This is a genomic window from Streptomyces sp. NPDC046866 (genome assembly GCF_040704625.1).
GTDB lineage: Bacteria > Actinomycetota > Actinomycetes > Streptomycetales > Streptomycetaceae > Streptomyces.
The window spans coordinates 127,507-147,994 of the sequence record NZ_JBEYXN010000016.1 but is presented as its reverse complement, the minus strand read 5'-3'; the positions used below and the strand labels follow the sequence as shown (position 1 = coordinate 147,994).

Genomic DNA, 20,488 nt, shown 5'->3' with positions numbered 1-20,488 from the left:
CGTACGGCCGGTGCTCCCGCACCGGGGCCGGACGGCCGGGGGCCGCACCGGCCTCGTACGGCCGGGGGTCCCGCCCGCCCACGGACGGCCCGGGCGGCCGGGTCCTGCGGCCGGGCCGGTCAGAGCCTCGGCGCCGACACGGGTACGCGCCGCACCGCGGAGACGGACCGGATCACGCCGCCGTCGACGTGGTTCGCCTTGAGCGCCTCGTACGCCTGGAGCAGCGCCCGGGTCCGGATCTCGCGACGGGCGGCGCAGGCCGTCAGGTCGCCCGCGCACTGCAGCTCCCAGCGGGGGAAGCGGCGCCGGGTCCGGGCCACGGGTGCGCTGGGCGCGAAGTACAGCATCGTGGTGTTCTCGTGCGGGTTGTGGGCCGAGCCCTCGTAGACCATCCGGCCGGCGGTCTCCAGCCGGTCCGCCAGGCGCGTGAGGGCGGCCTCCTCGGCCTCGGCCATGAACAGGCCGACGTGGTTCTCGAAGCCGTGGACGCGCTCCTGCGCGCTCACGTCGTCCTTGTAGCCGGGGCTGCAGCGCGGGAAGAGGAAGACCTCCACCTCCGGCGCCGGTTCGGTGGTGACGCGCAGCCGCGTCACCCGTATGTCCGCATCGTCCGGCAGCCAATGGCGCTCCACCAGACGGCGCTTGACCAGCACGCTCGGTATGGTGGTCGAGGCGCGCCAGCCGTTTTCCTCGAAGTACTCGAGAGCGGACTCGACCGTTTCCGGGAACAGTAGCGTTGCGCAATGCGAAACGACGCATCCGCTCTTGAGTTCCCGTTTGAGATCTCCCGGAATCCAGGGGGGGAGGAGAGCGTCCAGTGATTTGTTGGAGGCGTGGAGGGCGTAGTCAACAGCATGCTGGAGCCGCTGGACGTCGCACGGTTCGAACGTCACGGGATGCATGTCGCAGCCTTTCTGTTGCCGACACCCGATTAAAGCCATGTCACCCGTCAGGCGGCATTCGGCCCTACTCTGAATGGGTGAGCAAAAGTCGTTGACCTGCGCACCTTTGAGTTCTCCCGTGCCGCGGCCGGACCCCCTAAGGGATACGGGACCTGTGGCGGAAGGGTCTTCCCCAGGAGGTGGTGAGAATGTCGCGGTACGACAGAAGGAAATCTCCGCGTATCGTGATCGCCGGTGCCGGAATCGGCGGCCTGACAACCGCCTTGAGTCTTCATGCGGCAGGCCTGGACGATGTCGTGATCCTGGAATCCTGCCCGAAGATGCGCGCCGTCGGCGCGGGAATCAACCTGCAGCCGGCCGCCGTACGGGAACTCACCGAACTCGGTCTGGCCGAGGCGCTCGACGCGGTCGCCGTCGCCACCACGCGGCTCCAGTACCACCACCGCTACGGCGGCCTCATATGGTCGGAGGCCCGCGGCCGGGCCGCGGGCTACCGCTGGCCCCAGTACTCGGTGCACCGCGCCCGCCTCCAGGACCTGCTGCTGGCGGCGGTCCGGGACCGGCTCGGGCCCGGCGCGCTGCTGACCGGCCGCCGCATGGTCCGCTACGAGCAGGACCAGGTGCCCGGACGCCCCCGCGTACGGGCCTACGTGGCGGGGGAGTCCGAACCCTTCGCCTGCGACCTGCTCATCGGCGCCGACGGCATCAACTCGACCGTGCGCGCCGCGATGTACCCCGACGAAGGGCCGCCCCTGCACAACGGCATATCCATGTGGCGCGGGGTCACCCAGGGACCGCCCTTCCTCGACGGGCGCACCATGGTCATCCTCGGCTGCAACTCCCGGGTGAAGGCCGTGGTCTACGCGGTCTCCCGGCCGGACCGCGACGGACGGTGCCTGCTCAACTGGGTGGTGGAGAGCCGCACCGGCCACGGCACCGGCCCCGGCACCGAACCCGGCGCGGACGCGGCGGACGCCACCGGCGCCGACTGGGACCGCACCGTGCCCCCCGAGGACGTCCTCGCCCACATCGACGGCTGGCGCAGCGACTTCCTCGACCTCCACGGCATCGTCGCCGCCGCCCCCCGCATCGGCCTCTACCCGATGATCGACCGCGACCCGCTGCCCTCCTGGACCGACGGCCGCGCCGTCCTGCTCGGCGACGCCGCGCACCCCGTCTACCCCACCGGCTCCAACGGCGCCTCGCAGGCCGTCGTCGACGCCCGCGTCCTGGCGTACGAGCTCGCCCACCACGACGTGGACGAGGCCCTGGCCCGCTACGAGGCCGCCCGCCGGCCCCACACCACCAGCCTGCTCGCGGCCCACCGCCGCCTCGAACCCGACCCGCTGCTCCGCCAGGTGGAGGCCCTCGCCCCGAACGGCTTCCTCGACATCCGCCACGTCCTGCCGGCCGACCGGCTCGACGGCATCAAGTCCTGCACCCGCCAGGTCACCGGCACGGACGCCGCGGAGCTCAACGCACGTACCTCCTGGAGCGTCCCCGCATGAACGGCTTCCGCATACGCCCTCCCGCCGCCGCAGGGCTGGCCTCCGTCGCCCTGCTGGCGGCGCTCGTGCCCGCCCTCCTCCAGCCGCCGGCCGCCCGCCCCTCCGCCGGATCGGCCGCCCGGCTCCCCGACTGCGCCGCCGCCCCCGCCGGCGCGGCCGCCTGCACCCGGTGGGGCCCGGCCGCCGCCCTGGGCCACGGCACCGTGAGAACCTACGCCGAGTACGCCGGCGGGCACCCCCGGGCCCTGGGCGTCTCCCTGACCGCCGCCGCCCTCACCGGCCTGCCCACCGCCCCCACCGACGGCAGGCACTGCTACGACGCGGACGGCGACGCCCGCATCGACGGCATGCACGAATGCGTCGGCGGCCACAGCCGGGAGCTCGCCCTGCCCGACGCCCGGTCCGCCTCGACGGAACTCCCCTTCCGGTGGGCGCTGTTCAATTGGAACCCGTACGGCCACAACCCGCACGGACGGTACGACGTCCCCCACTTCGACGTGCACTTCTACCTCGTCCCGCAGGAGGAGCGCGCGCAGATCAGAACCGGCGGGTGCGCCCTGCTCATCGCGTGCGACCAGCTGAACGCGGCCGGCGAGCCCGTCCCCGCCGCCTACCTGCCGGCGGGCTACCCCGCGAGCAGCCCGCAGACCGCCGAGGGCGCCATGGGCGCCCACCTCGACAGCCGCCCGCCGACCACGGGCACGCTGAGCGGCCAGACCTTCATCTACGGGGCCTACGCGGGCCGGATCGTCTTCCTGGAGCCCATGCTCACCAAGGACTTCCTCCAACAGCAGCGCACCGGGCCCGCCCCGCACCGCACCTGCGAGGCGGTGCCCCAGCCGAAGTCCTGGCAAGTACCGGGCTGGTACCCCACCCGGTACTGCACCGCCTACCGGCCCGAGCGGGGCGACTACACGGTCTCCCTGACGGACTTCGTCCGCGCGCCCGCCACGCAGGACCTCGCGAGCGGCGGCTGACGGCGCCGCACGGCACGCGGCTCCGCATCCGGCACCGTCCCTGCATCGCACCGGGGCCCCCGCGTGGCGCACCCTCCGCGCCCGGCCTGCGGCCGTCACAATCGGAACGGCTCATGCCGCCCGAAGAGTCCCACCGCCTTTCACACCCGTTTGGGGGCCGGTTCATGTACGCAGCTGTGGTCCACGCCTTGGGGCAGCCGCCCCGGTACGAGTCCGTGCCGGAGCCCGTCCCCGAACCCGGCGAGGTCCTCGTCGAGATGCTCGCGGCGGCGCTCTACCCGCTGGTGCGCTCGTTCGCCTCGGGCGGCCACTACACGGGCGGCGACGCCCTGCCGCTGACCCCCGGCTTCGACGGGGTCGGCCGCACCGCGGACGGCGCACTCGTCTACGTCCCGGCCACCGAGCCCCCGCGCGGCACGATGGCCGAGCGCCTCGCCGTACCGGCTGCCGCCCTGATGCCCGTACCGGACGGCCTCGACCCGGTCGCGGTCGCCGCCGCCATGAACCCCGCCTCCTCCGCCTGGATCGCCCTGCGCGAGCGGGCCCGGCTGCGCCCGGGCGAATCCGTCCTCGTCCTCGGCGCCACCGGGAACGCCGGCCGGGCCGCCGTCCGCCTGGCCCGCGACCAGGGCGCCGCCGAGGTCGTCGCGGCCGGCCGCGACCCGCGGGCCCTGCAGGCGCTGGGCGGGCTCGGCGCCGACCGCACCGTCGCGCTGGACGGCAGCGACGAGGAGATCGCGGCCGCCTTCGGCTCCGCGGCCGCCGATGCGGACGTGGTCCTGGACTACCTGTGGGACCGGCCCGCGGAGCTGGCGCTCGACGGCATCCTGCGCCGCCGCACGGACCTCGCCCGGCCGCTGCGGTGGGTGCAGATCGGCTCGGCGGCCGGGCCCGACATGACCCTGCCGTCCGCCTGGCTGCGCAAGGCGGACGTGAGCATCTGCGGCAGCGGCCTCGGGTCGATCCCGGCCTCCCGCCGCGCCGCCGCCCTGCGCGACCTGCTCGCCCACCTGCCGTCCCTGGAGCCGACCACGGAGGTGACCGCCCTGCCGCTGTCCGAGGTGGAGGAGGCCTGGCAGTCCCCGCTGCCCTCCGGCTCCCGGATCGTCTTCGTGCCGTCCGGCGGCGGGGCACGCGCCGCGGGGGCCTCGCAGGTCTCCGCCGCCGGCGCCTGACGCGGCCGGCCCGGCGGGGGCGGCCCGCCGGGCCGGGCCGGCGGCCGGGTCAGTCGATCCGGTCCACGGGGGCGAGCAGCCCGTCCGCGGAGCCGGGCACCACGGGCAGGGACCGGGTGGTGAGCAGGTCGCCCGGTTCCACGGCGCCCGCCGCCGAGAAGCCGATGTGCACGCGCAGCCCGTATGAGCGTGCGGGATCGAGGTCCGGGACCCGCACGCCGAACGGGAGACGTCCGCCCGGGCGCAGGCGCACCCCCGTCCGTAGCTGCGAGCCCACCACCGTGGACGGCGCATCGGCCCGGGACACGTCCCGGACCTCCACCAGGACCCGGGCGCAGGCCACGGCGGGCGCATCGGCGGGCAGCACCACCCATCCCGTGACCTCGGACGTCATCCGGGCCGTCCCGCCCGGGCCGCCCCGTCGGCGGCCGGGGCCCCGCCGTACGGGACGGCCGGGATCACTGCAGTCCGGTGCGGCCGGCGAACAGGGAACCGAGCTGGGACACCAGGCTGTTGTGGCTGAGCTGGAGTTCCCCGACGAGCTGGGTGAGCCGGCGCACCTGCTCGGCGATGCCGTCGGACGGGCCGTCGGCCATGCCCGGTGCACGGTGCGGGCCGGCCGGGGCGAACGGGCTGCCGAAACCGAGGGCCGTGGCCTCCACGGCCGGCGCCCGCAGCCCGCGCGTCACCGGGTACAGCGCGTGCACCCCGTCGATGTCGCCCTGCGAGAGCCCGGTGCGCTGGCCCATCACCACGCCCGCGGGCAGCGGCTGCCGGGGCACGAGGGTCGGCTTGGCCGGATCGATCGCGAACGCCGTCGGCGGGTAGTGCATGATCGAGCCGTAGTCGTAGGGCCCCAGGTCGTCGCCGTCGGCGATGTGCTGGAGGAAGTTGAACTGCATCGACGGGTCGATGTTCGAGAACACCACCTTGACGAACCGGTCGCGGTCCTCGCGGCTCTGCTCGTGCCACAGGCCCACGGTGTGCCCGATCTCGTGGATGGCGTTGCCGGCCGTGCAGTGGGGGCCCAGGGTGATCGGCTGCCGGCCGCCCTGGCGGCCGACCATCGACGAGCAGCCGTCGCCCGGGACGAACCGGACGAAGTCCGGGAAGAGTCCCGCGTTCGCCGGCGTGCGCTCCACGAAGCGGATCCGCGTGTGCGCCTCCCAGTGCGCGATCGCCTCGGTGACGCGCTGGGGGTCGGGCAGGGCGGGGTCGATCTCGAAGGGGACGGTGGCGTTCGGCCAGCGGAACTGCCGGCCCGGGATCCCGATCGATTCCAGCAGCGACGGGTCGGCGGAGGCCTCGTTCTGCAGCTCCTTCACGGTGCCGAGGACGATGTCGCCCTCGAACACCGCCATCCCGTCGACGTCGGCGTACGGCAGCCCCTTGGTGCGGAACGTCTCGCCGGAGACCAGCGCGGTACCGACCGCGGGCCCGGACCGCAGCTCGCCGCTTCCGACGGGGCGGCCGCCGGTACTGCGGGCCCGCCCTGGTCCTGACGCGGTTTTCCGGCCCGCCGGTGCCTTCTCCGTCGCGGAGGCCTTCTCGGCCGGCTTCGCGCTCCTCGCGGCGGGAGCGGTCGTGGCCGTCTTCTTCGCGGCGGTCTTCTTCGTGGCGGCGGTCTTCTTCGTGCGGCGCTTCGGCTCCGGCGCGGGTGTGTTCATCGTTCACCTCGGTGCGGGGGGGTGGTGGGTCACGGCCATGCGTTCCACCTGCCGCCCGTCATCCATGCCTGCGGTGCCCCGATTTGCTCCGAACCGATGCCGCACGAGCGCGGCCGCCGCGAGCAGGGCGATCAGGGCGCACACCGCCGGCCAGCCGAACGCGGCGTACGCGCGCACCCCCAGCCAGGACCCCGCCGTTCCGCCCAGGTAGGAGCAGGTCATGTACGCGGTGGTGAGCCGGCTGCGGGCGTCGGGCCGGACGGCGTACACCCGCGCCTTGTTGGCGACCATGCCGCCCTGCATGGCCACGTCCAGCAGCAGCATGCCCGCGGTCAGCGCGGCCAGCCCGGCCGCGCCGCCGAGGGCGCCGGCGGCGAGGACCCCGGCCGAGACGACCACCCCCAGCAGGCAGACCAGGTTGACGGGGCGGGGCCCGTACCGGTCCACCAGCCGGCCGACGTACGGGGTGCACGCGAGGGTGGCCCCGCCGACCAGGGCGAGCAGGCCGACCGCCTGGGCCCCGTGGCCGTACACGGGTCCGGTCAGCAGCAGGGCCACGCTGGTCCACGCCGCCGAGAACCCGGCGAAGACGGCCGACTGGTAGAAGCAGGAGCGGCGCAGCTCCGGCTCGGCGAGCAGCAGCCGCAGGGGCTGCGCCAGGAACTCCCCGTACGGGCGGCGGACCGCCGACTCCGAGGGGGTGGTACGCGGGGCCGCGTACGCCATCACGGCCGCCAGCAGCAGGGCCGTCGCCGAGGCCACCAGGTACGGGGCCCGCCAGCCCAGCCACTCGCCGAGCACCCCGCTGAAGGTACGGGCCAGCAGCATGCCCGCGGTGGAGCCGCTCAGCAGCGTGCCGATGACGGCCCCCTGGCGCTCCGGCGCCGCCATCCCCGCGGCCATGGGCCCGATGACCTGGGCGGCCACCGTGGTCAGGCCGACCAGCCCGCTCGCGGCGACCAGCGGAGCCAGGGCCGGGGCGCAGCCGGCACCCAGCAGTGCCAGACCGGTGAGGGCGAGCAGCACCACCAGGAGCGGGCGGTTGGGGAACCGGTCGCCGAGCGGCACCAGCAGGACCATCCCGGCGGTGTAGCCGATCTGGGTGGCGGTCACCACGAGGGAGGCCGCATCGGGCGGGACGTCCAGCCCGGTGGCGATCAGCGGTCCGATGGCCTGGGGGAAGTAGAGGTTCCCCACGGCGACGGCGCAGGTCACGGAGAGGACGAGCACCAGCCGGCGGCTCGGCGGGCGGGCGGGAGCCGGGCGCGCGGGAGCCGGGCCCGCAGCGGGAGTCGGGGAGGTCATGGAGGCAGTCCACGCCAGCGGCAGCGCCCTGCCAACTGATGTAGCGTACGGCTTAATGATCAGCTTCGAGCTCGGCGTCGAGGACCTGGCGCTCACCCGGTTCGCGGTATCGCCGCTGGGCGAGACCGTGCTCAGCCTGCGGGTGCTGCGCGACCCGGGGATCTCCGCCCTGCACCTGCCGTGGCTCAGGACGGTCCGCCCCCGGCTGGCCGGCCTGGACCGCGACCTGCTGACCGCCCTCGTCACCGACCTCCTCACGCTGCCCGACTTCCTGACGCCCCGGCCCGCGGCCTTCGAGCCGGCCTTCGAGGACGAACTGGCCGTCGTCCGCGCCACCCCGCCCGACGTGGTCCGCCGCGACCTGCTGGCCGCATACGGCGGGGAGCCGCTGCCCGCGCCCCTGCACGCGGCCACCGCCGGCGGCGACGGGCCCGTCAGTGACCTGCGCGATGCCGTCTGCGCGCTCCTGCACGGGTACTGGGAGCGCGCCGTCCGGCCGTTCTGGCCGCAGATCCGCCTGGTGGCCGAGGCCGACATGACCTACCGGGCCCGCCGGCTGGCCCGGGGCGGCGCCCGGCTGCTCTTCGCCGACATGCACCCACAGCTGAGCTGGGAGGACGAGGGGGGCCGCGGCGTCCTGCGGATCCACCGGACCATCGGCGGCTACCACACCGAGGCCTCGGGCCGGGGCCTGCTGCTCGTGCCCTCCGTCTTCGCCCACAAGTGCGCTCCGCCGGTCGGCCCGCAGGAGCCGCCCGGACTGCTCTACCCCTGCCGCGGCGTGGCGACGCTCTGGTCAGCGGTGCCCGCGGACGATCCCGCCGCCGGCCCGCGGGGCGGGAGTTCGGCGGCCGGAGGCTCGGCCCTGGCGCTGCTGCTCGGCGCCCCGCGCGCCCGGCTGCTGCGCATGCTGGCGGAGCCGCTGGCGACGGTCGAGCTGGCGCGCCGGCTGCGGGTCACGCCGAGCGCCGTCTCCCAGCACCTGCGGGTGCTGTACGCGGCCGGCCTGGTCACCCGGGCCCGCCACGGGCGGCAGGTGCTCTACCGGCGCAGCCCGCTCGGAGACGGGCTCACCGCGGGCCGCGCGGGCGGCGCCGCCGACGGGGCCGGTACGGCCGCTGCGGCGGACGGAGCCGGCGGGGGCGGCGGAGCGACGGGGCCGGCAGGGGCGCCGGAGCGCTGACGGGGACGCCGCCCCGGCCCTACTCAGGCGGTCCCGCGCCCCGGACCTTCGTCGTCCAGCGCCCGCAGCAGCAGCCCGGCCTCGGCCCGGAGGCGGGCGGCGTCGGCATCGGCGCAGCACACCTGCAGACCCAGCCCGGTCATGGCCGGGTCGCCGGGGAAGCCGTAGTACGACTGGTAGGCCAGGTACGGCCGCAGCCCGTCGGCCGGGTCGCGGCCGACCGACAGCTGCGCGGTGCACACCTGCCGCCGCGGCCCCGACGGCGTCGAGCGGGTCTCCTCGTCCGACAGGACCAGCTCGTGCTCGTACGGCTCGGCGGCGACCGGGAGCCGCAGCACGGCCCGGGCGAACTCCCGGGCCTGGGCGGCGTCGTCGAACGGCACCAGCTCGCTGAAGTGGGGCAGCGCGGCCAGCAGCAGCCATCTCCGGCCCGCCGCCGTGGGCTCGTACGCCACCGAGATGACCGAGACACCGGGCTGCGACGGGTCGTCCTGCCAGGCATGGGTGAACACCTGCTCGAAGTACATGGCGCCAGTATCCCGGCGACCGGCACGGGAGGGACGGCCCTGTGGTCCGGCGGCCAGGGGCTCGGGGGCGGCTCAGGGGTGCGTCAGGGCCTTCCCCGAGGACCGGGACGGGCGGCCGGGACGATGATCCTTCCATGTCGAACACACCCCGCCCGTGGCCGTGGTTCACCGTCGGCCCGCTCTGCCTGACGGCCTACGGAGTCATCCGCCTCACCGACCCCGCGCACGGCCCCGGCTTCGCCTGGAGCCTCGGCCATCTCGCGCTGCTGGCCGCCGTCGTGGCCTTCGTCCCGGCGCTGTGGCGCCTGCGGCGGTGGGCGGCGGCCGACCGCGGTCCGGCGGCCCGCGTCTTCGCCGGCGCCGCGGCGGCCGCGGGTCTGCTCGGAGCGGCAGCGGTGACGGCGCAGGCCGTGATCGACCTGGTGGTCGGGTTCCTCTGCGCGGACCGCGCGGCCATGGACGTCATGTTCGACGGCGTCAGAAGCCACCCGGGCGTGACACCCGCCGTCTACACCGTAGGCCCGCTGCTCTTCCACGTCGGCATCGTCCTGCTCACCTCCCAGCTGGCGGCCCAGCGGCGGATCGCGGCCCGGCGACCGCTGCTGGTGGTCGCGGGTATCGCCGTCACGGCCGCCGACCTGGACCTCATGCCACTCGGCGGGCTGCTGCTGCTCCTGGCCCTCGCCCCCCTGGACCGGCAGCGGCCCCAGGGGCGGCAGCGCCCGGCGCCGGCACCGGCGCAGGGCTGACTCCTGCTCAGGTCGGACGCGCAGGCGGCGAAATCATCATCCGGTCGCAGCAGCCGGCGCACCTGCGGCGCCGAGAATGGCGGCCATGGAACAACAACTCGCCGCCCTCGCCCGGCAGACCGCCGAGCGGCTGGCCGAGCAGCACGTGGGCGCGGTCGTCGCCGCGATCGCCGGCGACGACGTGGAGATCCACGGCGCCGGACGCACCGCCGGCCCCGGCTCCGCCGCCCCCGGCCCCGACACGCTGTTCGAGATCGGCTCGGTGACCAAGGTGTTCACCGCCCTGGTCCTCGCGCGGCTGGCCGTGGCCGGCACGGTGGAGCTGGACGAGCCGCTGGCGGCGCTGCTGCCGCCCGAGGCCGTCGTCCCGTCGCGCGGAGGCCGGCAGGTCTCCCTGCGCCACCTGGCCACGCACACCTCCGGCCTTCCGCGCCTGCCCAGGGGCATGATGCTCCCGGCCCTGCTGCGCCCCTCCAAGCCGGACCCCTACGCCGGCTGCACCGCCGACGTCCTGCTGTCCGGTCTGGCCAGGACCCGCCTGGGCGCGGTGCCCGGGGAGCGGTTCCGCTACTCCAACCTCGGCGCGGGCCTGCTCGGCCTCGCCCTCGCCCGCCGCGCCGGGACGGACTACGACGCCCTGGTCGGCCGGGAGGTCTGCGCCCCGCTCGGCATGGCCGACACCGCCGTCACCGTTGCCGGCAGCCGTTCGGCCGCCCTGGCCCAGGGCCACACCGGGCGCGGGCGCCCCGCCCGCCCATGGCACCTCGCGGACCTGGCCGGCGCGGGCGGGCTGCGCTCGACCGCCACCGACCTGGCGGCGTTCCTCCGGGCCCAGTGGGGCGGCGCCCCGGCCGGGCTCGCCGAGGCGGTCCGGCTCAGCCGCGAGGTGGAGCACCGCACCGGCCCGTTCGCGTGGATCCACCTCGGCTGGATGGCGCACCGCCTGCACGCCCGGCAGGGAGGCCACCTCCAGGTCTGGCACAACGGGGGCACCGGCGGCTTCTCCTCCTTCGTCGGGTTCGACCCGGAGAAGCGGGTGGCCGTCGTGGCACTGGGCAACACCCAGCGCTCGGTGGACACCCCGGCCTTCGCCCTCCTGCGCACCCTGCAGGAGGCGTGACGCCGGCGGCCGCCGGGCCCGCCGCGCGCGGGGGAGCAGCGGGTGCCCGGCGGCGCCCGCGACCGTAGCGTGAGGGGAGGAGGCGGGGACGCGCCCGCCCCGCGGAGGACGACCGGCGAAGGGACGACCTGCGATGCGCCGCTATCCGCCGATCGGGGACCACGGGCTCATCGGGGACCTCCGGACGGCCGCGCTGGTCTCCTCCGAGGGCGTGCTCGACTGGTTCTGCGCCCCCCGCTTCGACTCGCCCAGCCTCTTCGCGTCCCTCCTGGACCACGACCGGGGCGGCCGGTTCGCCCTCACCGCCGAGGCCCCCGGCACCGTCACCCGCCAGCTCTACCTGGCGGACACCGCCGTCCTCGTCACCCGCTTCATGACCGGGGACGGCGTCGGCGAGGTCATCGACTTCATGCCGGTGGGCGAGGCGGAGGCCCCCGCCGACCGGCACCGGATCTTCCGGATCATGCGGGTCCCCCGCGGCAGCATCCGGTTCCGGATCGACTGCCGGCCCGCCTTCGACTACGGGCGGGCCGCGCACGCCCTCGCGCTCGGCCCGGACACGGCCCGCTTCACCGGCCCCGACCTCACGGCCCACCTCCAGGTGGTGGGCCCTTCGGTCCGGCTGGCGCAGGCGGACGGCCCGGGCGTGGACGGCGAGGTGGAGTTGGCGGAGGGGGAACTGGCGGCAGCCGTCCTGACGGTCTGCCACGACCCCGCCGCCGCACCGCCGGAGCCGCTCACCGCCCCGTACGTCCGACGCGCCTTCCTGGCCACGTACGACTACTGGCACCGCTGGCTGCGCCGCAGCCGCTACCGGGGCCGGTGGCAGCAGGTGGTCAACCGTTCGGCGATCACGCTCAAGCTGATGACGTACGCGCCGACGGGCGCCCCCGTCGCCGCCGTCACCATGGGCCTGCCCGAGCGGATCGGCGGGGAGCGGAACTGGGACTACCGCTACACCTGGGTGCGCGATGCCTCCCTGTCGGTGAAGGCCCTGCTCGACCTGGGGCTCGAGGACGAGGCGGAGGCCTTCCGGCGCTGGCTCGGGGCACGCGTCCACAAGACCCAAACCGTGACCGGGGAGCCGCTGCAGATCATGTACCGGGTCGACGGCGACCCGCACCTCGACGAGGAGGTCCTCGGCCACCTGGAGGGATACCGCGGCTCCGCGCCCGTGCGGCTCGGCAACGGCGCGGCCGGGCAGCTCCAGCTCGACATCTACGGCGAGGCCGTCTTCGCCCTCAGCCACACCTCCGACCTCGCGCAGCTGGCCGGGTACGACGGCTGGAGGAGCCTGAGCGACCTCCTCGACTGGCTGGCCCGCTCCTGGGACCGGCCCGACGAGGGCATCTGGGAGACCCGCGGCGGCCGCCGCGACTTCACCTACAGCCGCCTGATGTGCTGGGCGGCCTTCGACCGGGGCATCCGGCTGGCCGCCGAACTGGCCCGGCCCGCCGATGTGGCCGGCTGGACCGCGGCGCGGGACGCCGTCTTCCAGCAGATCATGGAGCGCGGCTACAGCGACCGCCGCAAGGCCTTCGTCCAGCACTTCGACGGCGACGTCCTCGACGCCTCCCTGCTGCTGATGCCCACCGTCGGCTTCCTCTCCCCGAAGGACCGCCGCTGGCTGTCGACCCTGGACGCCATCGAGACCGACCTCGTCTCCGACAGCCTCGTGCACCGCTACGACCCCCAGGCCTCCCCGGACGGCCTCCGCGGCGAGGAGGGCACCTTCTCCCTGTGCACCTTCCTGTACGTCAGCGCCCTCGCCCGCGCCGGCCGCCTCGACATGGCCCGCTACGCGTTCGACAAGATGCTCACGTACGCCAACCACGTCGGCCTGTTCGCCGAGGAGATCGGCCCGACGGGCGAACAACTGGGCAACTTCCCCCAGGCCTTCACCCACCTGGCCCTGATCTCGGCGGCGATGGCCCTGGACGAGGAGCTGGACCGGGCGGAGTCCTGACGCCACCCGTTCAGGGAAGGGCGCGGTACTCCGGCGGCGGCTCGACCAGCTCGGGGTGGTCGGTGACGTAAGCGGGGCCGTGCAGCGTCAGCATCGCCCAGTGCCAGGGCTCCTCGTGGAAGACCAGAAGCCGGTAGAAATCGTCCCCCGCCTCGTAGGGGTAGCACTCCAGAGCCGCCCGCTCGGCCTCGGCCGCACCCATCCCCCGGTACCGCTGCATGATCCACGCATAGGCGCGGCGCCCGCTCAGCAGCATCTCCACGTACTCGTCTTCACTGGACACGGTGGAGCAGCTCCCTCCCCTGGACGGCAGCACGAAGGCCCCGGACTCCACGAGGAGTCCGGGGCCTTGATCGAGCGCTGGGCAGGCCTTGCACCTGCATCCCCCCACAGGAAGTGGGGTGCCTTTCCTTGGACCACCAACGCCGGGCCGACCACCGCGATCAGCGGCGGCGAGCTCGAGATCCACTCTACAGCACGAACGAGCGGTTCCGCCCGGCCCGGCCGGGCCGGTGCCTGCCCCGCCGTCACCACCTCACGTGCAGGGCGGCGGGCGAGCGGTCGATCAGGGTGGGGCGCATCCGCGGGCGGGGCCGGGACTCGTCCAGGCGGAGGTCCGGCAGGGTGCGGGTGAACAGCTCCAGCGTCAGGCGCAGTTGCTGACGGGCCAGCCGGGCGCCGGGACAGGCGTGCGGGCCGTGGCCGAAGGCGAGGTGGTGCCCGTTGCCGGCGCGCCGGATGTCGAACTCCCCGGCCCGCGCGTACCGCTGCTCGTCGCGGTTGGCGGAGGCGTAGGCCACGAGCACCGCGTCCCCGGCGGCCAGCTTCGTCCCGGCGAGTTCCAGCGGCCGCGTCACGGTCCGCCGGAAGGCCTGCACGGCCCCGTCGAAGCGCGCGCCCTCCTCCACCGCGGCCGGGACCAGCCCGGGATCGGCGCACAACGCCCGCCACTGCCCGGGGTGGGCCAGCAGGTGGAGCAGGGTGGTCGCGATGAGGGCGCTCGTCGTGAGGAAGCCGGCGATCAGCAGGTTCTGCAGGTTCGCCACCAGCTCGTGGCGCTGTTCGAGGGTCAGCTCCCCCTCCCCGGGGGCGAGGGCGGCCACCAGGTCCGAGCACAGGTCGTCCCGGGGCTCGGCGCGCCGCTCGCGTACGTAGCCGTCCAGCAGGTGCTGGAGGGCGACCACCTCCTCGGCGGCGGCCACCTGTTCCCGCGCGGACAGCGGCCGGAAGAACAGCTCCTCGGCCCGGTACCCGCCGGCCACCGCCACCGGAACGTCCGCCGGGTCGAGGCCGATCAGGCGCCCCACGACCTGCCCCGGCAGCTGCCGGGCGTACGCCTGCACCAGCTCCGCGGAGCCGTCGCCGGCGAAGCCCTCCACCAGGGTGCGCGCGCACCGGCGGGCGTACGGCACGAGCTCGGCCGTCCGCGTGGCCGACAGGCCCCGGTTCAGCGGGGCGCGGTGGCGGCGGTGGGCGGCCCCGTCGGAGGTGAGGACGGTGGGCCGCGGCCCGAAGCCGCCCGCCAGCACCCCGAGCGCCGCCTCCGACACCGGTATGTCCGGCAGCAGGGCGTTGGCGGAGGAGAAGTCCTCCGCACGCCGCAGCACCTCCCGCACGTCCTGGTCACGGGCCACCAGCCATGCGTCGACCTCCGGCACGTACAGCAGCCCGGCGGTCCGCCGTGCGCGGGCGTACAGGGAGTGGGGGTCGCGGTAGAACGCGTCGCGCCGTGCCTGTTCGGTCGGGTCGTGCTGCGATGCCACCACGGGGCCTCCGGTTCGCCGTCGGGGTGCTGCCGGTGCGCCGGGCCATGCTGCCCGATGGCCCAGGCCGCCCGGAAGAGCGCCCCGACCGGCCCGCGTCAGGCGTCGCTGCGCCGCTCCCTGTCGGGCCGGGACAGCCGGTGCAGTCGGACCTCCGCGAGGCGGCCCCGCGCCACCCGCACCGTCATGTACGTGCAGTACGGCTGGCGCCGCCGGTCGGTCGGCGAGCCGGGGTTGAGCAGCCGCAGCCGGTCGCCGGCCACGGAGTCCCACGGGATGTGGCTGTGGCCGAAGACGAGGACGTCCAGATCGGGGAAGCGCTCCGCACACCGCCGCTCGCGCCCCTGCGCGGGACCGGTCTCGTGCACGACGCCGAAGCGCAGGCCGCCGAGTTCGGCGTACGCCACCTCCGGCAGCCGCGCCCGCAGGTCCGGCCCGTCGTTGTTGCCGAACACGCCGACCAGCCGGCGGGCGCGGGCCTCCAGCAGATCCAGGGTGGCGGTGTCGACCCAGTCGCCGGCGTGCAGGACCACGTCGGCGCGCGGCACCAAATCGAGCAGTTCGGCGGGCAGGGCCTTGGCGCGCACGGGCAGGTGCGTGTCGGACATGAGCAGGAGGTCCACCCGTCCGACGCTAGCGCCTCGTGCCCCGCCTCGCCTCGCGCCGCCCCGTCTCGCCCCCGTCAAGGCCGCGGCCGCGGCTGCCCTGCGGTCAGTACACCAGCTTGTAGGTGACGTCGTGCGGCAGCGGCGGCGGTGCCGTGTCCGGGTACACCAGGCGGAGCGAGGTGTAGCGGTGGGTGCCGGGGCGGGCCGGCCAGGCCGCGGGGCGGCTGAGGGTGACCTGCACCGGGTACGGGCGGAACTTGCCGGCCGCGCAGTAGGGCAGGCAGTCGTTGACCAGGTCGGTGCCGGTCGCCGTCGCGGTCCGGGTGCCCCAGCTCTTCCAATCGAGCCCGACGAGGCGGTTGTTGCCGTCGCCGCAGGCGATCAGGTACTCGCCGGGCCGCACCTGCGCCCCACCGGAGCAGTCCACGACCACCACCGACGCCGGATCCCGTGCGGGGGCGGCGGATGCGGATGCGGATGCGGGTGACGGGGCTGCCGACGCCGGCACCGGCGCTGCGGCGAGCGTCACCGCCAGGAACGTCAGGGCCGCGGCCCGCGCACGCGCCACGGCGGCGCCGGTGCCACGACGGCCTCGTGATCCGTCCACGGGCCCTCCTTGTGCTCGCGTACCGCCGCGGCGGACGGGCGTGCTGCGGCTACCGACAGCTTCCCCCATCGGGATCCGCCGCGCACCCGCAGGCCGTCAAGGGGCCCTCACCGCACCGATCCGGTCAAGCTGAATGGCCGTTGGGTGAACCGCACCCGGACCGCAGCGGGGCCGCGGCCGCAACGCCGCACGTCACGCCGGCGGTCACGCAGGGTCGCTTCGGGGCCGCGGTCCGGCCGCACCCGCGGTGAGCTGCCCGAACACCCTGTCGATCTCCGATATGCGAACGACGTGTCCGTAAATCGGCCGTCGATATGCGACCCACCTTCGCATTCGACACACTCGGCGATGTCGGGTCGCGGGATTGCATGGAAATCCCGCATTCAACCTCTGAATCGAAAGTTGGTTTTGTCGTGCGTCACCGCTTCGCTGCCGTCTCCGCCGCCGCCCTCCTCTGCCTCGCGGGCGCCACGGGCATGGCGGAGGCCAAGCCCACCAGCCTGTACGCCCCGTCCGCCATGGTCTTCGCCGTCGCCAAGGGCGACGACGCCGCCACGGCCACCGTGGTGCGGGCGTCCACGCTCAGCTGCATGCCGACCGCCCAGGGGACGCACCCCGACCCCAAGGCGGCCTGTGCGGCGCTGAATTCCACGGACGGTGCATTCGACCGCCTGCTGGCCGCCCCGAGGCCGGACCGGGCCTGTCCGATGCACTACGACCCCGTGACCGTAACCGCCGACGGCATCTGGCAGGGCAGCCGCGTCTCCTGGAAGCACACCTTCGGCAACGCGTGTGCCATGAACGCCACCCTGAACGGCAACGCCGTCTTCGCGTTCTGACCCGCGACCCCGGGCTCCGGCCGGACTGCCCTTCCGCGGCGGCCCGGCCGGCGCGCATGCCCGCCGGGACGGTGCCACGCTGGGAGGGGCGGACGCGTACGGCCGGCGCTCCCGCCCTCCGCACCCGCCACCTCCAGGAGGCAGCCATGACCCACGCAGGAAAGGGCGGCGGCGCGGCCCGCGGCCGGCGGCGCGTCCTGCTCGCGGCGGCCGTCCTCTGCGGCACGCTCGCGACCCCCGCAGGACCGGCTGCCGCCGCGGCGGGGACGGCACCCGTACCCGCCTGCCGCGGCGGCCAGCTGGCGGCCAACAGCGCCGCCCGGCTGGGCTCGACGCAGGTGCGGATCACCGTCGTCAACGAGGGTCCGAAGCCGTGTGTCCTGACCGGCCACCCGACCGTCGCCCTCGCCGCTCTGGGTTCGCCCGACCGGAACAAGCCCCTGGCAGTGACCCGCGAGGGCACCGCGCGCCCGGTCCTGCTGCGCGCCGGCGGAACCGCCGAGACGCGGGTCTCCTTCACCCCGGTCCTCGGGGAGGCCGAGGGCTACTGCGCCTCCGGCGCCCGCCCGGCCGTCGCCCCCTCGCTGGTCGTGGGCATCGCCGCCACCCGCTTCCAGCTCGCCCCGGACGACGGCGGCGAGTTCGCTCTCTGCGGGACCGCCATGCGCGCCACCGCCTTCCGCGCCGCGTCCTGACGGCGGCGTGAGCCGCGTCTCACCGGCCCGCCCGGCCTTGCCTATGCAACTCGTTGCATAGAAGGATCGGAGCATGGCGCTCGACCACGCGATCCTCGTCTCCCTGCTGGAGAAGCCGGGTTCCGGCTATGAGCTGGCCCGGCGTTTCGAGCGGTCCATCGGCTACTTCTGGACCGCCACGCACCAGCAGATCTACCGCGTGCTCAAACGCATGGAGGGCGAAGGACTCCTCGCCGTGCGCGAAGTCCCCCAGCAGGGCCGACCGGACAAGAAGGAGTACTCCGTCGCCGCCCCCGGTCGCGCCGCCCTCTCCCGGTGGCTGCACGAGCCGATCGAGCCCGAGAGCATGCGCCACGACCTCGCCGTGAAGATCCGCGGTGCGGCCTTCGACGACCCGGCCGCCCTGGTCCGCGAGGTCGAGCGCCACCACCGGGTGCACAGCGACCGGCTCGCGCACTACCTCGCGGGCGAGCGGCGCGACTTCACCGGGCCCGACGCCCCCGCGCCGCTGGACGCGGGCCAGGAGCTCCAGCACGTGGTGCTGCGCGGCGGCATCGCGTACGAGCGGATGACGATCGCCTGGCTCGACGACGTGCTCGCCACCCTCCACCGGCTCGGCGGCGGAGCGACACCGCCGTCCGCCTGATCCGCCGCCGCGCCGGAACGGCACCCGCCGCGACCCGCGCCCTCTGCACCCCCCCGTCCGCTTCCGCACCCCTCAACCCACCGACTCCGGAAGGCGACCGTCCATGGCCGACGCCCTGCTGTTCAACCCGCACACCTACGACCCGGCGCACTTCGACCCCGAGACCCGCAGGCTGCTGCGCGCCACCGTCGACTGGTTCGAGGAGCGCGGCAAGCGCCGGCTGATCGAGGACTACCACTCCCGCGCCTGGCTGGCGGACTTCCTCGCCTTCGCCGCCAAGGAAGGCCTGTTCGCCACCTTCCTCACCCCCGCCTCCGCCGCCGGACGGCCGGACCAGCGCTGGGACACCGCCCGCATCGCCGCGCTCAACGAGATCCTCGGGTTCTACGGCCTCGACTACTGGTACGCCTGGCAGGTGACCATCCTCGGCCTCGGCCCGGTCTGGCAGAGCGACAACGCCGCCGCCCGCGTCCGCGCCGCCGAACTCCTCACCCAGGGCGAGGTGATGGCGTTCGGACTGTCCGAGAAGACGCACGGCGCCGACATCTACTCCACCGACATGCTGCTGGAGCCCGACGGCAGCGGCGGCTTCCGCGCCACCGGCTCCAAGTACTACATCGGCAACGGCAACGCCGCCGGACTCGTCTCCGTCTTCGGCCGCCGGAGCGACGTCGAGGGCCCGGACGGGTACGTCTTCTTCGCCGCCGACAGCCGCCACCCCGACTACCACCTGGTCAAGAACGTCGTCCCGTCCTCGAAGTTCGTCAGCGAGTTCCGCCTCGAGAACTACCCGGTGCGCGAGGAGGACGTCCTGCACACCGGCCGCGCCGCGTTCGACGCCGCCCTCAACACCGTCAACGTCGGCAAGTTCAACCTCTGCACGGCCTCGATCGGCATCTGCGAGCACGCGATGTACGAGGCCGTCACCCACGCCCGGGGCCGCATCCTCTACGGCCGCCCCGTCACCGCCTTCCCGCACGTGCGCCGCGAGCTCGCCGACGCCTACGTCCGCCTGGTGGGCATGAAGCTCTTCAGCGACCGCGCGGTGGACTACTTCCGTTCGGCCGGCCCCGAGGACCGCCGCTACCTGCTCTTCAACCCGATGACGAAGATGAAGGTGACCACGGAGGGCGAGAAGGTCATCGACCTGATGTGGGACGTCATCGCCGCCAAGGGCTTCGAAAAGGACAACTACTTCGCCCAGGCGGCCGTCGAGATCCGCGGGCTGCCCAAGCTCGAGGGCACGGTCCACGTCAACCTCGCCCTGATCCTCAAGTTCATGCGCAACCACCTCCTGGAGCCGGTCGAGTACCCCGCCGTGCCGACCCGCCTCGACGCGGCCGACGACGACTTCCTCTTCCGGCAGGGCCCGGCCCGCGGCCTGGGCTCCGTGCGCTTCCACGACTGGCGCCCCGCCTTCGACGCGTACGCCGAGGTGCCGAACGTGGCCCGGTTCCGCGAACAGGCCGACGCCCTGTGCGACTTCGTCGCCACCATGGCCCCCGACGAGGAGCAGAGCCGCGACCTCGACTTCCTCCTCTCCGTCGGCCAGCTGTTCGCGCTCGTGGTGCACGCCCAGCTGATCCTGGAGCAGGCCCGCCTGACGGAGCTGGACGAGTCCGTGCTCGACGAGCTCTTCTCCGTCCTCGTACGGGACTTCTCCGGGCACGCCGTCGAACTGCACGGCAAGGACTCCGCCACCGCCGACCAGCAGCGCTGGGCCCTGGGCGCGGTCCGCCGCCCCGTCGTCGACGAGGCGCGCTCGGCCCGCGTCTGGGAGCGGGTCGAGGCCCTCGCCGGCGCCTACGAGATGACGCAGTAACCACGGGCCCGAGCGGCCCGCCCCCGTCGTGCGACCGGGGGCGGGCCGGCCCCGTTCCTCCGGCCGCCCGGCGCCGGGCCCCTGCTAGACGCAGGCCCCGGCGGCCGTTCCCGCCGGCATGCGGGGGGCTATCCGCATGCGGTCCCCGGCGAACTCCACCGTCTCGCCCGGCAGGATCAGCAGTCCGGCCTCGCCGTCCGGCCCCGTGCCGATCCGGCGGACCTGGACCGCCGGGCCCAGCGCGCCGGCCATGAACACCGTCGGGTCGACCTCCCAGCCGTGCCCGGCCAGCCAGCGCTCCAGCGCCTCGCCGTCCGCCGCCTCCGCCCCGCGCGGCCATGCGTACGTCCTCGTGCTCTCCATGCCTACCCCCTGTAGCTGATGGGACCACCGGCCCAGATGGTGCCACCCGCCTCCGACAACGACCCG

21 protein-coding genes are annotated in these 20,488 nt (G+C 74.7%); 11 read left to right on the top strand and 10 right to left on the bottom strand.

Going from position 1 to position 20,488, the window contains the following annotated elements; translation table 11 throughout:
* Positions 1-119: 119 nt before the first annotated feature.
* Entirely contained in the window at positions 120-653 is a 534-nt protein-coding gene (locus AB0953_RS23080; protein ID WP_366861418.1) for a hypothetical protein, read from the bottom strand.
* Positions 654-1,090: 437 nt separating this feature from the next.
* Here AB0953_RS23080 and AB0953_RS23075 point away from each other — a divergent pair, with 437 nt between their 5' ends.
* From AB0953_RS23075 to AB0953_RS23065, 3 genes are all read left to right on the top strand, one after another.
* Positions 1,091-2,410, top strand: a complete 1,320-nt coding sequence (locus AB0953_RS23075; protein ID WP_366861417.1) for an FAD-dependent monooxygenase — start codon at positions 1,091-1,093, stop codon at positions 2,408-2,410.
* Positions 2,407-3,387 (top strand): hypothetical protein, encoded by a 981-nt coding sequence (locus AB0953_RS23070; protein WP_366861416.1) that lies wholly within the window; start codon positions 2,407-2,409, stop codon positions 3,385-3,387. The genes AB0953_RS23075 and AB0953_RS23070 overlap by 4 nt, the downstream gene beginning before the upstream one ends.
* A 164-nt stretch (positions 3,388-3,551) precedes the next feature.
* On the top strand, positions 3,552-4,562 hold the full coding sequence (locus AB0953_RS23065; RefSeq protein ID WP_366861415.1) for a zinc-binding alcohol dehydrogenase family protein: 1,011 nt from the start codon (positions 3,552-3,554) through the stop codon (positions 4,560-4,562).
* Between the two features lie 49 nt (positions 4,563-4,611).
* On the opposite strand, the gene AB0953_RS23060 is transcribed toward AB0953_RS23065, so the two are convergent.
* The 3 genes from AB0953_RS23060 to AB0953_RS23050 form a co-directional block, all read right to left on the bottom strand.
* On the bottom strand, positions 4,612-4,956 hold the full coding sequence (locus tag AB0953_RS23060; RefSeq protein ID WP_366861414.1) for a YbaY family lipoprotein: 345 nt from the start codon (positions 4,954-4,956) through the stop codon (positions 4,612-4,614).
* Between the two features lie 64 nt (positions 4,957-5,020).
* Positions 5,021-6,229 carry a Dot/Icm T4SS effector Zinc-dependent metalloprotease LegP gene (gene legP / locus AB0953_RS23055; protein ID WP_366861413.1) on the bottom strand — a complete coding sequence of 403 codons (1,209 nt, stop codon included), beginning with the start codon at positions 6,227-6,229 and terminating at the stop codon, positions 5,021-5,023.
* 3 nt (positions 6,230-6,232) lie between these two features.
* Positions 6,233-7,534 carry an MFS transporter gene (locus AB0953_RS23050; protein ID WP_366861412.1) on the bottom strand — a complete coding sequence of 434 codons (1,302 nt, stop codon included), beginning with the start codon at positions 7,532-7,534 and terminating at the stop codon, positions 6,233-6,235.
* 55 nt (positions 7,535-7,589) lie between these two features.
* On the opposite strand from AB0953_RS23050, the gene AB0953_RS23045 reads away from it, so the two are divergent.
* The gene (locus AB0953_RS23045) at positions 7,590-8,717 is read left to right on the top strand and encodes a helix-turn-helix domain-containing protein (protein WP_366861410.1); all 1,128 of its coding nucleotides are present in this window, start codon (positions 7,590-7,592) and stop codon (positions 8,715-8,717) included.
* Between the two features lie 23 nt (positions 8,718-8,740).
* On the opposite strand, the gene AB0953_RS23040 is transcribed toward AB0953_RS23045, so the two are convergent.
* Positions 8,741-9,244: a hypothetical protein gene (locus AB0953_RS23040; protein ID WP_366861409.1), complete on the bottom strand. Its 504-nt coding sequence runs from the start codon at positions 9,242-9,244 to the stop codon at positions 8,741-8,743.
* Between the two features lie 134 nt (positions 9,245-9,378).
* On the opposite strand from AB0953_RS23040, the gene AB0953_RS23035 reads away from it, so the two are divergent.
* From AB0953_RS23035 to AB0953_RS23025, 3 genes are all read left to right on the top strand, one after another.
* A complete protein-coding gene (locus tag AB0953_RS23035; protein ID WP_366861408.1) occupies positions 9,379-9,993 on the top strand; it encodes a hypothetical protein in 615 nt (204 codons plus the stop codon).
* Between the two features lie 85 nt (positions 9,994-10,078).
* Positions 10,079-11,113 (top strand): serine hydrolase domain-containing protein, encoded by a 1,035-nt coding sequence (locus tag AB0953_RS23030; RefSeq protein WP_366861407.1) that lies wholly within the window; start codon positions 10,079-10,081, stop codon positions 11,111-11,113.
* Positions 11,114-11,246: 133 nt separating this feature from the next.
* Positions 11,247-13,079, top strand: a complete 1,833-nt coding sequence (locus AB0953_RS23025) for a glycoside hydrolase family 15 protein (RefSeq protein WP_366861406.1) — start codon at positions 11,247-11,249, stop codon at positions 13,077-13,079.
* Positions 13,080-13,089: 10 nt separating this feature from the next.
* Here AB0953_RS23025 and AB0953_RS23020 read toward each other — a convergent pair whose 3' ends face one another.
* The 4 genes from AB0953_RS23020 to AB0953_RS23005 all read right to left on the bottom strand — a co-directional run bounded on the left by AB0953_RS23020 (position 13,090) and on the right by AB0953_RS23005 (position 16,057).
* The gene (locus tag AB0953_RS23020; protein WP_366861405.1) at positions 13,090-13,362 is read right to left on the bottom strand and encodes a hypothetical protein; all 273 of its coding nucleotides are present in this window, start codon (positions 13,360-13,362) and stop codon (positions 13,090-13,092) included.
* 244 nt (positions 13,363-13,606) lie between these two features.
* On the bottom strand, positions 13,607-14,845 hold the full coding sequence (locus AB0953_RS23015; RefSeq protein ID WP_366861404.1) for a cytochrome P450: 1,239 nt from the start codon (positions 14,843-14,845) through the stop codon (positions 13,607-13,609).
* A 95-nt stretch (positions 14,846-14,940) separates the two neighbouring features.
* Positions 14,941-15,465: a metallophosphoesterase gene (locus tag AB0953_RS23010; RefSeq protein WP_366861403.1), complete on the bottom strand. Its 525-nt coding sequence runs from the start codon at positions 15,463-15,465 to the stop codon at positions 14,941-14,943.
* 88 nt (positions 15,466-15,553) lie between these two features.
* Positions 15,554-16,057 (bottom strand): hypothetical protein, encoded by a 504-nt coding sequence (locus tag AB0953_RS23005; protein WP_366861402.1) that lies wholly within the window; start codon positions 16,055-16,057, stop codon positions 15,554-15,556.
* A gap of 476 nt (positions 16,058-16,533) precedes the next feature.
* Between AB0953_RS23005 and AB0953_RS23000 the strand changes: the two genes are divergently transcribed.
* The 4 genes from AB0953_RS23000 to AB0953_RS22985 all read left to right on the top strand — a co-directional run bounded on the left by AB0953_RS23000 (position 16,534) and on the right by AB0953_RS22985 (position 20,059).
* Positions 16,534-16,896, top strand: coding sequence for a subtilase-type protease inhibitor (locus tag AB0953_RS23000; RefSeq protein ID WP_366861462.1), 363 nt, complete (start codon positions 16,534-16,536; stop codon positions 16,894-16,896).
* Between the two features lie 146 nt (positions 16,897-17,042).
* The gene (locus AB0953_RS22995; protein WP_366861401.1) at positions 17,043-17,591 is read left to right on the top strand and encodes a DUF4232 domain-containing protein; all 549 of its coding nucleotides are present in this window, start codon (positions 17,043-17,045) and stop codon (positions 17,589-17,591) included.
* A 73-nt stretch (positions 17,592-17,664) separates the two neighbouring features.
* The gene (locus tag AB0953_RS22990) at positions 17,665-18,237 is read left to right on the top strand and encodes a PadR family transcriptional regulator (RefSeq protein ID WP_366861400.1); all 573 of its coding nucleotides are present in this window, start codon (positions 17,665-17,667) and stop codon (positions 18,235-18,237) included.
* 103 nt (positions 18,238-18,340) lie between these two features.
* Positions 18,341-20,059: an acyl-CoA dehydrogenase family protein gene (locus AB0953_RS22985; RefSeq protein WP_366861399.1), complete on the top strand. Its 1,719-nt coding sequence runs from the start codon at positions 18,341-18,343 to the stop codon at positions 20,057-20,059.
* 84 nt (positions 20,060-20,143) lie between these two features.
* Here the strand turns inward: AB0953_RS22985 and AB0953_RS22980 are convergent, their stop codons facing one another.
* Complete coding sequence (locus AB0953_RS22980) at positions 20,144-20,422, bottom strand: hypothetical protein (RefSeq protein WP_366861398.1); 279 nt, start codon at positions 20,420-20,422, stop codon at positions 20,144-20,146.
* Positions 20,423-20,488 lie beyond the last annotated feature (66 nt).